11 protein-coding genes and 1 pseudogene are annotated in these 12,186 nt (G+C 62.5%); 3 read left to right on the top strand and 9 right to left on the bottom strand.

What is annotated here, in order from left to right:
* Positions 1–420: 420 nt before the first annotated feature.
* Positions 421–771, bottom strand: a complete 351-nt coding sequence (locus OKW37_RS10785) for a hypothetical protein (protein ID WP_429406563.1) — start codon at positions 769–771, stop codon at positions 421–423.
* A 445-nt stretch (positions 772–1,216) separates the two neighbouring features.
* On the opposite strand from OKW37_RS10785, the gene OKW37_RS10780 reads away from it, so the two are divergent.
* A complete protein-coding gene (locus tag OKW37_RS10780) occupies positions 1,217–1,492 on the top strand; it encodes a hypothetical protein (protein ID WP_429408511.1) in 276 nt (91 codons plus the stop codon).
* 10 nt (positions 1,493–1,502) lie between these two features.
* Here the strand turns inward: OKW37_RS10780 and OKW37_RS10775 are convergent.
* From OKW37_RS10775 to OKW37_RS10740, 8 genes and pseudogenes are all read right to left on the bottom strand, one after another.
* Positions 1,503–1,650: pseudogene (locus tag OKW37_RS10775) on the bottom strand (IS6 family transposase); the annotation flags it as partial.
* A gap of 116 nt (positions 1,651–1,766) precedes the next feature.
* Entirely contained in the window at positions 1,767–3,119 is a 1,353-nt protein-coding gene (locus tag OKW37_RS10770) for an amidase (protein ID WP_429406566.1), read from the bottom strand.
* 20 nt (positions 3,120–3,139) lie between these two features.
* Positions 3,140–4,120, bottom strand: coding sequence for an ABC transporter substrate-binding protein (locus tag OKW37_RS10765; RefSeq protein WP_187626730.1), 981 nt, complete (start codon positions 4,118–4,120; stop codon positions 3,140–3,142).
* A 41-nt stretch (positions 4,121–4,161) separates the two neighbouring features.
* Complete coding sequence (locus OKW37_RS10760; protein ID WP_429406568.1) at positions 4,162–5,016, bottom strand: ABC transporter permease; 855 nt, start codon at positions 5,014–5,016, stop codon at positions 4,162–4,164.
* Positions 5,013–5,789: an ABC transporter ATP-binding protein gene (locus tag OKW37_RS10755; protein WP_184044181.1), complete on the bottom strand. Its 777-nt coding sequence runs from the start codon at positions 5,787–5,789 to the stop codon at positions 5,013–5,015. The genes OKW37_RS10760 and OKW37_RS10755 overlap by 4 nt, the downstream gene beginning before the upstream one ends.
* 52 nt (positions 5,790–5,841) lie before the next feature.
* Complete coding sequence (gene oxlT, locus OKW37_RS10750) at positions 5,842–7,143, bottom strand: oxalate/formate MFS antiporter (RefSeq protein WP_429406571.1); 1,302 nt, start codon at positions 7,141–7,143, stop codon at positions 5,842–5,844.
* A gap of 112 nt (positions 7,144–7,255) precedes the next feature.
* Positions 7,256–8,824 (bottom strand): gamma-glutamyltransferase family protein, encoded by a 1,569-nt coding sequence (locus OKW37_RS10745; protein WP_429406574.1) that lies wholly within the window; start codon positions 8,822–8,824, stop codon positions 7,256–7,258.
* A gap of 162 nt (positions 8,825–8,986) precedes the next feature.
* Complete coding sequence (locus OKW37_RS10740; RefSeq protein WP_429408435.1) at positions 8,987–9,748, bottom strand: GntR family transcriptional regulator; 762 nt, start codon at positions 9,746–9,748, stop codon at positions 8,987–8,989.
* Between the two features lie 377 nt (positions 9,749–10,125).
* Here OKW37_RS10740 and otsA point away from each other — a divergent pair, with 377 nt between their 5' ends.
* Both otsA and OKW37_RS10730 read left to right on the top strand, forming a co-directional pair.
* Positions 10,126–11,559 (top strand): alpha,alpha-trehalose-phosphate synthase (UDP-forming), encoded by a 1,434-nt coding sequence (gene otsA, locus OKW37_RS10735; RefSeq protein ID WP_429406577.1) that lies wholly within the window; start codon positions 10,126–10,128, stop codon positions 11,557–11,559.
* Between the two features lie 448 nt (positions 11,560–12,007).
* Positions 12,008–12,172, top strand: a complete 165-nt coding sequence (locus OKW37_RS10730) for a hypothetical protein (RefSeq protein ID WP_429406579.1) — start codon at positions 12,008–12,010, stop codon at positions 12,170–12,172.
* The last annotated feature ends 14 nt before the right edge of the window (positions 12,173–12,186 follow it).

Genomic DNA, 12,186 nt, shown 5'->3' with positions numbered 1-12,186 from the left:
TGCATTCGATCGACCGGTCCCGGGATCGCAGTGGGTCCTCTGCATCCTTGCCCCGGAAAGGCACTCATCCACTTGCGCGGTCATGCCGTACAGCGCGTCCAAAACGATGGCGGACGAATTGCCATAACGTCGCGCGAGCTCCGCCAGGTTCATTAGCGCCGCATACGGCACTGTGCACTGCTATGCCAAGCTATTAAACGATGGTGAATTATCGCTGCGGGGGACAATCGTTTGGGTGCACGTCCATTCAGCCTCATGCACCCTCCAACCGTAAGTGCACCGAGGATGCCCAGCAGCACAAAGTCGGCAACCAGCAGACCGCGGCGAGCAGCGTTGGCGCCGAAGCGATGTGCAACATGGCTTTGCTGCTTTGATGGACCGGGGTGATGTATCGCACGAGACGGGTTCGGCGCAGAGATTTCACAACCAGTGACCGGCCACCCAAACCCCACCTACCCAGTGACCAGGCATCCAGACGCGACGCGGCACCGTAACTAGGTGCATCACAGGACGACGTGGCATGACGACGACCGCCATGGGAGGTGGGGGCGCTGGCGCAACCGTCACAACCGGTGCGACTGCCGCCGGCACGGCGGCTGCTGCGTAACCGTTTTGCACGACCACGGTCGGCGGCGCATAGACAGGTGTCGCCGGAACGACAGCGACGGGAGCCGGCACGGCGATACCGACGACCACGCCGGCGAACGCGGAAGCAGTCATGGATGTGAGCAAAGCCCCACCCACCAGCATGGCAAACGTTCGAGTTTTCATGAGCATCCTCCTTTACATAGAGGGCGCACGAAGCGGATCGCGCGCCGAGAAGAGAATGTACAGAGATCGCGACCTCAAATCTGTTGGAAAGGTGTGTCAAAAGATGTCACTTTGGCACTAGGGTCTGTTTACATATGGAACGCACGTGCGTTGCCTGGATTTCATTCCAGGGGAATGCCCGCTATCGGCCGCATGGCGGCGTCGTGCGTCGCTCACGTGGCGCGGCCACGCAGCGCTCCTTACTCCTTGCCCTGCGCCCCGAAGGAAGTCCCCTTGGGGGACGCCCCGAAGGAAGTCCCCTTGGGGGACGCCCCGAAGGAAGTCCCCTTGGGGGACGCCCCGAAGGAAGTCCCCTTGGGGGACGGCCGATAGCGGGCATTCGCACGTGCGTTCCATATGTAAACAGACCCTAGAAGTGGCGCCGAGAATTCGGAGAGGTCGGTAAGTGGAAAAGCCGGGACGTGAGTCGGTCACAATGGCCGGCAACAAGGAACCAGAAGATGACGAAACGCAACCGACGGACACACTCACCGGCGTTCAAGGCAAAGGTGGCACTCGCGGCGCTCAAGGGCGACAAGCTGGCGGTCAACACGCAGATCAGCCTGAACTCGCTGACAACCTCGTGCCCTTGCGCCTGCCGGACAGCCAGTTGCTCGCGCACGACGAAAGCTCGGTCGACGTCGACGCGATCAGAACGCGTTGCTTCGATCCGGATGCCTGATCAATATCTCTGGGGCTCGGAAACCACGCATTCGGCGCTCGCGCTCGCGCGTCGGCTGATGACTGCTTTGCGCGGTTGTTGACACGAGCGCTCGCCTTGACGAACACATGCCTGAGGTTCGCCAGTTCGGGGATATTGGCCTTCGCCGCCGGATAGCTGCCGTGAACACGGCTAGCGGAATTTACGAACATCAACACCGGCCGATGGGAAAGGCCGGCTCACCGGCCCCTCGGCGTTATGCGGTTTTCGATTGCCCCCGGCCTTGCCTCTGCGCTCAGCCGTGCTGCTGAGCCACCGTCGCTTGCCAGCCAGTGCGCGATTCCACCCACTCCGCCAACATCAGCAAATCCAGGTCGCCGTGAGCGGCGCCCACCAGTTGTGCGCCAAGCGGCAAGCCCGCCGGCCCGAATCCCACCGGAACGGTCACGGCCGGTACACCGAGGAACGTCCACGGTGCGCAGAACGATGCGTCGCCCGTATAGTCGAGTCCGCGCGGCGGCTCGCCCGTGGCCGGCGCGACCAGCAGCGCATCGAGCGCCATCGTGCGCGTCAGCCAGTCGTGAAAGCGATGCGCCATCGGCATCTGCGCCGCCTTGATCCTGGCGTAGGCGGTGACGGGCAGCTTGCGTCCCTCGTCGACGAGACCGCGCATTGCCTGGCTCACGAGCTCGGGCGTGCGATCGACCAGTTCGCCGTGCGTGATGGCCGCTTCCACGGACATCAGTTTCAACGCATGCGCGGGCGTTTCGAAGATCTCGACAGGCAGATCGACTGAGACTATCTCGGCACCGTCTCGCGCGAGCTGGGCCGCGAGCCTGTCCAGCGCGGCCTGCTGCGCCGGCTCGACTTCGCCGCCGACCTGTTTCGACAGCACGCCGATGCGCCGGGTCCCAGTGCCGCGCGTCGTCGCGCCAGTGTGCGGAACGTGCGAGACGTGCGGATCGGCTGCATCGGCCCCAGTGACGAGCGCCAGTGTGTAAGCTACATCGGCGACGCGCGTCGCGAACATGCCGACGTGATCGAGCGACCACGCCAGCGGCAACACGCCCGTGCGCGCGATCGCGCCATAAGTCGGCTTGAACCCGACGATGCCGCAGTACGCCGCAGGCCGGATCACCGAGCCCTGGGTCTGCGTGCCGAGTGCGAGCGGCACGATGCCCGCCGCCACCGCCGCCGCGGAGCCACTCGACGAACCACCCGGTGTGAACCCGCCATTCCACGGGTTGACGGTCGCGCCCGGCTGACGCCAGGCGAATTCGGTGGTCACGGTCTTGCCGATAATCGACGCGCCCGCCGCACGCAGACGCGCCACCACCCACGCATCGTGCTCAGGGCGTCGGCCCTTGTAGGCGGGTGAGTTGAATTCGGTCGGCATGTCGGCGGTATCCAGAACGTCCTTCACCGCGACAGGCACGCCCGCCAACGACACCGTCGCATCGACGGCATTGACCGGCGCGATCTCCGGCAAATAGCAGAACGCATGCAATGACGCCTGCGATTCGCACGCGGCATCGTAGGCGCGCACGACGTACTGCGCGACGTCTGCATTGCCCGAGGCGACCTCGGCGCGAATCCGGGCGATAGTGGGAATCGGGGCGACGGTGGAAGAAGCAGGGAACATAGTCATGGAAGCGTCGGCAAACGGTGTCATTTCGCGGCAAGCGCCGGCTGAATGTAACTCTGAACGATGAACCTGTCGTAGCTGGGTTGCTGCTTCAGGTTGCCGAGCGCGATCTGCGTGTCCATCGCGACGGTCAGCGCTTTCGGCGTGATGCCGACGTTCTTCGGATACACGCCTTCGTCCAGCATGCGCTTGACGGCTGCATCGACCACCACGGGATCGAGCGTCGGGAATTCCTTGCGAGCGATCGCCGCGGTTTCCGCAGGATGGCCCTGCATGAAAACCAGCGCGTTTTGCAGCCCCTTCACGAACCTCGCGGCCGCATCAGGATCGACGCTGCGTTTGGCGGAGATCGACGAGAACGCGTATTCGCCATAGAGCTTCGGAAAGCCGAGCACGACTTTCATGCCCTTCGCGACGGCCTGATCGAGACCCGGCTCATACATCACCGCGATCTTCGACTGACCGGCGACCAGCGGTCCGATCTCCGAGCCGAGCGGCACCTGAACCAGCTTGATGTCACTCTGGGACATGCCGTTCTCCTTCAACAGCTTGAAGAACAGCGACGTGCTCGTAGTCGGCATCTGTCCCGACACGACAACCTGATCCTTCACATCCTTGATGCCGCTGAACTTCACGTCCGGCGCAACCGCGATCCACACCGCCGCACCGTTCACGACGTTGGCGATCACGTCGACATCCGCGCCCTTCTCGGCGGCCACGGCCGTCCACTCCGGCCCGTGCAGCGAGAAATCGGCGCTGCCCGACAGCACGGCGGAGAGCGCCGCGCTCGGGCTACCCGCCGTCTGCTTGCTAACGTCGAGTCCCTGCTTCTCGAAGAAGCCACCGTCGATCGCTACATAGAGCGGCAAATACAGCATCGACTGGAACGCCTGCGAAATAGTCACTTTCTTGCCTGCGGCAAGCGCCGGCGTCGAAACAGCTGCAACGCTCACTGTTAAAGCGATGCTCAGCGCGCTCAGCGCCTTTCTTGCGGTTAGTGCCATCGTCTGTCCTGAGATGAAGTGGTTGGACTGCCGGAAATGGGTTAAACCTTGAGCGTGGTGGTATTCGACGCCTGCCGCCACGGCAGCAGCTTGCGCTCGAGCAGGTCGATCAAAAAGTACAGAACGAAGCCGATCGCCATCAGTACGAACAGGCCCGCCCACACGGTGTTGAGGTCATACAGGCTCGACGCTGTGAAGATCATGTGCCCGAGGCCCTTCTCTGACGAGATGAATTCGCCCACCACCGCGCCAACCAGACCGAAGCCGACGTTGATGCGAAAGGTGGAGATCACATAGGGTAGAGTGAACGGCACCACCACCTTCATGAAGACATCGTTTTTGTTCGCGCCGAGCGTGACAAGCAGCGCCTGCAAATCGGGATCGGCGTCTTTGGCCGCTTCATACGCGGCGATCAGCGCGACGATCGCGGTCAGCGAAATGGCCAGCGCGACCTTCGAGATCAACCCGGTGCCGAACCACAAGATCACGATCGGTGCGAAAGCGATCTTCGGCACACTGTTGATCGCGACGATGAACGGCTCGATCAGCCGCGCGACGAACGGCGAATACCACAGCGCGAGCCCGCATACCGATCCGACCGCCGTGCCGAACACGAAACCGAGAATGGCTTCGAAAAGCGTATAGCCGGTGTCGATAAAAAGCTGATGCGATTGCGTGTCGCGCACGAGCGCCGCGAGGATTTTCGACGGCGAGCCGACGAGGAAATTCGATACCCAGCCCAAGCGCGCCGCCCCTTCCCAGATGGCGAAGAACGCAATCACGGCCGCCAGTTGCAGCAGCGAGCGGCCCCAGCCGCTGTCAAGTGCGTACCGCACGCGAGCCTTCGGTGCACGCCGTGCCGGTGCCGATTTATGGATGGAAATGGACTGTGTCATGCTGCCTTTACCTCCGTCTGAATATCGAGCTCGCCGCACAATGCATGAAAGTAACCCGCGAAGTTGGGGTCGCTGCGCGCACCGATCGGCGAGCGCGCGGCGATGTCGATGTCATAGATCTTCTTCACCTGCGAAGGCCGGCCGCCGAGCACGACCACGCGCCTGGACAACGCGACCGCTTCGTCGATGTCGTGTGTGACGAGCACCACTGTCTTATGGAACGTTTCGACAGCTTCCATCAACACGCCTTCCAGGTACAGGCGCGTCTGGTAGTCGAGCGCCGAGAACGGCTCGTCCAGCAAGATGATGTCGGGATCGTTGATCAGCGTGCGGATGAGCGCGACGCGCTGACGCATGCCGCCCGACAGCATGCGGGGATAGGCATGTTCGAAGCCCGCGAGGCCATACGTGTTGAGGTATTCCATCGCCATGTCGTGCGCCTGAGCGGCCGGCATATTCGACAGTTCCGGTCCGATCAGCACGTTTTGCAGCACGGTACGCCACGGCAGCAGCAGGTCGCGCTGCATCATGTAGCCGACCTTGCCGCGTAAGCCGTCGACGCTTTGCCCGCGATAGACGATATCGCCGCTATCCGCCTCGAGCAGGCCGGCGATCACGTTGAACACGGTCGTTTTCCCGCAGCCCGAAGGCCCGATGATGCTGACGAAATCGCGTTCGTGAATATCGAAGGTCAGACCGCCGAGGACGTCGACCGAGCCGAGTTTGTTCGAAAACGATTTGCGGATATTGCGTAAGGCAAGCTGAACGGGCATGTTTGTTCCTCGACGACGGTTCGGTGTGCATTGCGGCAGACGGCGGGCGGAGTCAAACGCCCCGCTGTGCGGCGAGAAAGCGGCGGCGCATCGGCTTAAGCACGGCAATGGCCAGCAGTGCGGTGGCGATATCGAGCGTGATCGCGGTGGAGAACACCGGCTCCCAACTGCCCGCGTGCTGATGCAGCAATGCCGCGAGCGGGCCGCCGAAGATCGAGCCGATCCCTTGCGAGATGTAGAGCCAGCCGTAGTTCTCGGTGGCGTGACGCGTGCCGAAGGTGTCCGTCAGCGTCGCCGGGAACAATGAGAAGATTTCGCCCCAGCCGAAGAACACCACGCCCGACAGCAGTACGAATAGCACGGCGTTATCGCGCGTGAGCAGCCACAGCGCCATTGCTACGCCTTCGAGCGCGAACGCGAAGAACATCGTGTTCTCGCGCCCCACCTTGTCCGACACCCAGCCGAACAGCGGCCGCGTGAGTCCGTTCGTGAAGCGGTCGATTGTCAACGCCAACGGTAGCGCAGCCATGCCGAACACGAGCACCTTGGTCACGCCGAAGTCGGCGGCGAAGGTGGCCATCTGCGAGGTGACCATCAGACCCGACGTGGACATCATGGTCATCATCGCGAACATCAGCCAGAAGAGCGGCGTCTTCAGTGTCTGCGACGGGCGAAAACTCGCGACCGTCGGCGCGGAAATGGAACCCGCGGAACCGGCGGCATCGTCGTGCGAAGGCGGCACGCGCAAACCCTGCGAAGCCAGCAGACCGACCACGGCGAACGCAATGCCGAACATCCACAGCGTGGCTTCGATGCCGCGTGTCTGCAGCGACGTGGCGATCGGGAACGTCGTGACGATCGCGCCCATGCCATAGCCGGCAGCCACCGCGCCCGCCGCGAAGCCGCGCTTGTTCGGGAACCAGCGCACCATCAGCCCCACCACGCCGACATACACAATGCCCGTGCCCAGCCCGCCGATCACACCGTAGGTCAGATAGAGCATCGGCGCGCTATGCACCTGCGAGGCCAGAATCCAGCTCAGGCCCGCCATCGCGGTGCCGATCGAGATCGGCATGCGCGGTCCGAAGCGGTCGATCAGCTTGCCCTGAAACGCCGAGAAAAACGTCTGCAATATGATCAGCAGCGAGAACGTGACTTGCAGTTCAGGTAGCGCTACGCCGAGTTTCGCGGCGAGCGGTTTGGTCATCAGCGTCCATACATATTGCGGACTCGAGATCGCCATCATGCAGACGAGACCCAGCCCCAACTGAAGCCAACGGTTGCCTGTCACGGTGGTCGAAGTGCTGCGGAGGTCCGCCGACGCCATGGATTGCGAGCGTGTGGGTGTGGTCATCGAAACTCCATTTACTGAGCAAATGCCTGCCGGCGCCCGGCAGACGTGCAGCGTCCTCCGGGCCTCGAAGGCCGGACCTGCAATCTGATTGAAAAAAAGCGCGCGTGTGCGTCTACCAGCCCGCGGCTGCCCCGTCACTGCGCGGATCGTAGCCCGCTTCAATCAATCCATCTGGATACCGAACGATTGCGCCGGCGTGTCCCATTGCCTCGTCGTAGGCCTGCATCGTCTCGACCTGGTGGCCGAGCGCTTCGAGCCGGGCCACTGTGCCGGGCGCGAAGCGCGCTTCGAGCTTGAGGGTGTCGGTCGACTGGCCCCAGGTCCGGCCCAGCAGCCAACGCGGCGCATCGATCGCGGCTTGCGGATTCCAGCCGAATTTCGCGATGCGTGAGAAAACCGCGCTCTGCGATTGCGGCTGGCCGTCGCCGCCCATGTTGCCGTAGACCATCGTACGGCCGTCGGCAAAACGTGCGAGCGCCGGGTTCAGCGTATGAAAAGGCCGGCGCAGCGGCATCAGCGGATTGCGTGCGCGCTCGTCGAGCGAAAAACTGCAGCCGCGGTTCTGCCAGTTGATGCCCGACCCCGCCAGCACAATGCCGCTGCCGAACTCGTGATAGATGCTCTGGATGAAGCTCACCGCGACGCCGTTGCTGTCTGTCACGCCAAGCCACACCGTATCGCCCGGCCCGCGACCGGCGCCCCACGGCGCGGCCTGGGTGATCGAGACTTGCGCGGCCATCGCGTCAAGCGCGGCCGGCTGCAGCAACTCACGCGGATCGACGCGCATGTAATCCGGGTCGGTAATCTCGGCGTCGCGCACGGCGAACGCCAGCTTGGTCGCTTCGACGCACGCATGCACGAACTCGGGACCAAGCGGGTCCATGTCCTTCGTCAGCACCCGATCGAGGATGCCCAGAATCAGCAGCGACACCAGCCCCTGGGTCGGCGGGGGCATGTTATAGATCGTGCCCAGCGAGTGCTTGAGCGCGAGCGGCGTTCGCAGGCGCGCCTCGTGCCGTTCGAGATCCGCAAGTCTCAGCAGGGAGCCCGCCGACTGCAGATCGCTGGCAATGCTGCGTGCGAGGTCGCCCCGATAGAAGTCGTCGAAGCCCGCGTCGGCCAGACGTTCGAGCGTAGCGGCAAGACGCGGTGCGACGAAGCGCTCGCCGGTAACGGGCGCGGAACCGCCGTGTAGAAAGGTTTCGGTGAAACCCGCGAGCGGGCGCAATTCGGCAAGGCGGCTCTCCACACACTGCGCCTGGCTGCACGTGACCGGCACGCCGTGCTTCGCGTAATGGATCGCGTCTTCCAGCAGGCGTTTGACCGGCAGCCTGCCCCCGAGCGTTTCGGCCGACCAGCGCTGCGCGCGCTGCCAGCCCGACACCGTGCCGGCCACGGTATTGGCTGCGAGCGGGCCGCGCACGGGAATCGCCGACAGTCCGCGCGCGCGGTATTCGTCGATTGTTGCGGCCAGCGCCGCCGCGCCGCATGCTTCGATGCCGACCGGCTCGGCGCCGGGACGGGAGATCAGCCAGAAGCCGTCCCCGCCTATGCTGTTCATGTGCGGATAGACGACCGCGATGGTCGCGGCGGCGGAAATCATCGCTTCGACGGCGTTGCCGCCTTCACGCAGGATCGCGAGAGCGCTCTGCGCGGCGAGCGCGTGGGGCGCAACCGCCATGCCGCGGGTTCCGCGGCCCGGATTCAGGAATTTGGATGCCATGGGAGCAATAGGAGTTTGCTTGTATACATACCCACGCGAAAACCGTGCCATCAGCCAGAATTCCCGCAGAGGCCGACTGCAGAAGGAGCTTAAAAGCTCGAGCCGCTCCAACGTATGTTGCTAGATGGTGCCGCGCAACCTTGGTGGTGCATAGGGAGCGCTGTGAGGCTCCAATGCGGTGCGGGCGCGTTGCAGGCGCTCGGTCGTCAGCGTGCGCACCTCCGCCCGGCTCCCTTCTATGTGCCGTCCCAGCAACTCGACGGCACTGTCCGCCGCAAGATTGCGGATGGCCGCGAGAATTGCAATGTGTTCGTCGTAAGTGTCATCGATGCAGTCACCATAGACGAGGTCGAGCCGCCGCACCACGCGGATGCGGTCGGTCACGCGCTGCATGGCCGCGCTCAACTCGGCGTTGCCGGCGGCGACGACCAACGCCTCGTGAAAGGCTTCGTCGAGTGCCACCATCTCGCGGCCATCGCGAACGCGCTGTGCGTGAGGAACGTTCCAGATGCGCGCGAGCCGCTCGAGCATCTGCAAGGCGGTCGCGGATAAGGCGCCGTCGACCCCAAAGAACCGGCTGACCGAAAACGTCTCGATCAGCTGGCGCATTTCGTATAGATCTTCGAAGCGCCTGAAATCGATCGGCACGACTTCCCAGCCGCCGCGCACATAGCCGCGCATCAACCCGTCGCTTTGGAGGCGCTGCAGCGCCTCGCGCGCCGGTGTGCGGGAAACGCCGAAGCGATCCGCGATACTGCCTTCGGTCATACGATCGCCGGGCAGCAGGCGCATGTCGAAGATATCGTCGCGCACGCTGAAATAAACATGGTCAGCGCGCGATGAGGGAGATTGGGTTGTGTCTTTCACACATGAGCCTGGAATTGACGGGTCTTTTCGGCAGTGACTATCGGTAGCCTCAAAACATTCATGATGCGAGGTTGCCGCAGCCGCTCGATGAGTGTTTGCAACGACAATTGATACAGTGCAAAATTTCTCTCGATGTCCCGCTCTGCAATCAGGGCGATATTGCGAAGGTTGATTCGAGTAATTCGCCGTTTGCCAAGCGTGAAGTGAACTTCGCGGCTTTGAATAGCGCTAACACTACTGTGTTACGATTGCTTACACACTGTAGTAAAGAACGGACGCTTGGTAAAGGCGGTTTTGTCCTCGCGACAAGCGGTAGCGCTGGGCAAATCGGACCTGCTGATAACACGCTCACGCCCTTGCCTTGCGCTGCGGTATCCAACCCGGGGGATTGAGTGAGCCGTCTTGTTGTTGTTTCGAATCGCACTGCTGACCTCCGGAAGGCCGCAGCGGGAGGTCTCGCTGTAGCGGTAAAAGAGAGTCTGCAACAGACAGGTGGGATGTGGTTTGGCTGGAGCGGCAAGATTCGCGACGCGGCACCCGAATCTGACAGCGAGACCAGCGTCAGACTGCAAACAATCGGGAACATACAACTGGTGACGCTTGACCTGAACCAGCAGGATTACGATAGCTACTATCTGGGATACGCGAACGATGTCTTATGGCCGGTATTCCACTACCGGCTGGACCTTGCGAATTTTGATGTACGATTCGCAGCAGGGTACCGGCGGGTCAACCAGCTGTTCGCGCGAAAGCTGCTACCGTTGCTCAGGCCCGACGACATCATCTGGGTCCATGACTATCACCTGATCCCCCTTGCTGCCGAACTCAGAGCGATGGGGTGCGGCAACCGGATCGGATTCTTTCTGCATGTCCCGATGCCACCGCCTCTCATCATGGCGGCCATTCCAGAGCACGAATGGCTCATGCGTTCACTATTCGCCTACGATCTGGCCGGCTTCCAGAGCGAAGCGGATGTAACGCATTTTACGCACTACGTAGAGTCCGAAGCCGGCGCTGACGCGCTACCCGGCGCACAGCTTCGGGCCTTCAATCGCACGTTGCGGGTCGGGGCGTATCCGATAGGAATCGACGTCGATGAGTTCGCCGCTCTCGCGCAGGACCGGGAGGGTGTCGAAATGTTCGATCGTATGCGACAGGAGTACTCCCGACGCCGCCTGCTTCTCGGCGTCGACAGGCTGGATTACTCAAAGGGTCTACCGCAGCGCGTGCACGCGTTTCGTGAGCTTCTCGCGAACTACCCCGAGAACCGCAACAGCGCAACACTCATCCAGATCGCGTCCCCGAGCCGGGAAGACGTGGGTGCCTATGACGATCTGCGCCGCGAGATGGACAGCCTCTGCGGCGCGATAAACGGTGACTTCGGCGAACTTGACTGGATGCCGGTTCGTTATATTCATCGCAACGTCGCCCGTAGGCGGCTACCGGGACTATATCGCGCAAGCCGCGTCGCGCTTGTCACGCCACTGCGCGATGGGATGAACCTGGTCGCCAAGGAGTTTATCGCCGCGCAGGACCCAGCCGATCCCGGCGTGCTGGTTCTCTCCCGATTTGCCGGCGCAGCGGAACAATTGAAAGAAGCTCTTCTGGTGAATCCGTACGATACGCACGGGACAGCGCAGGTCATTCAGCGTGCGCTGACGATGTCAATCGAAGAACGGATCAGTCGTCACGCAGCATTAATGGGGCGGATCCGCCAGTTCGATGTGCACTGGTGGAGTTCGAGTTTTCTGAGGGATCTCTCGGCTGCTGAGCGCAGTGACGACCGTGAACCGGTGCTGGGACATTCAGCCGATCGCGCGAGCTAACCGACGGCGATTGGCGCATCGTGCCGCCCTACGCCGACGACGCAATCGGCTCGAGTACCCACGCGACATCGCGTTGCAGCCCCGCTGAAGAGCACATGCAGACTCGGGCCTGCCGGTTTGGTGTTGCACCGGTTTTCCAGCCCTGTCATGTGCCCGCTCACCCACGCTCATAGGTGTGAGACCGGGCCATCCTTAACCATAACCCGGTCCGCGTATGACCAAAGCTACCAGGCAACAGCCTTCTTCCCGCCCCCCCGTAGATGCGCTTCAGTATGAACGTCTCGCGCTGGCTGCCTTCCATCTCTGTGAACGGCAGGGACAGCAACTTCAACATCTGATTACGCTTGCGACTTCATTGTTCAGGAATCCTTCTGTAACGCCTGAGGAAAGACACGACCAGCGGAATCTGCTTGAGGTCATGATTCATATCGGCGAGGACTAGAGGCGCATGAACAATTGCGATCATGAACTGCTCACGGTTCTGGCGCTCGACGCCAAGGGTATTCCGGACCGTCGTCTTACTCCCCGCGATGCGGCGGACCTGCTGGCCGATGCGGCGCAAAGCGTTCAGGACAGACTTGCGACTCCTGGCACGACCACGACGAAGCACTAACTGGCTCTGTCAGC

This window comes from Paraburkholderia sp. MM5482-R2, from assembly GCF_050436125.1.
GTDB lineage: Bacteria > Pseudomonadota > Gammaproteobacteria > Burkholderiales > Burkholderiaceae > Paraburkholderia > Paraburkholderia tuberum.
The sequence above is the reverse complement of the archived record's forward strand: the minus strand, read 5'-3'. Positions and strand labels throughout refer to the sequence as shown.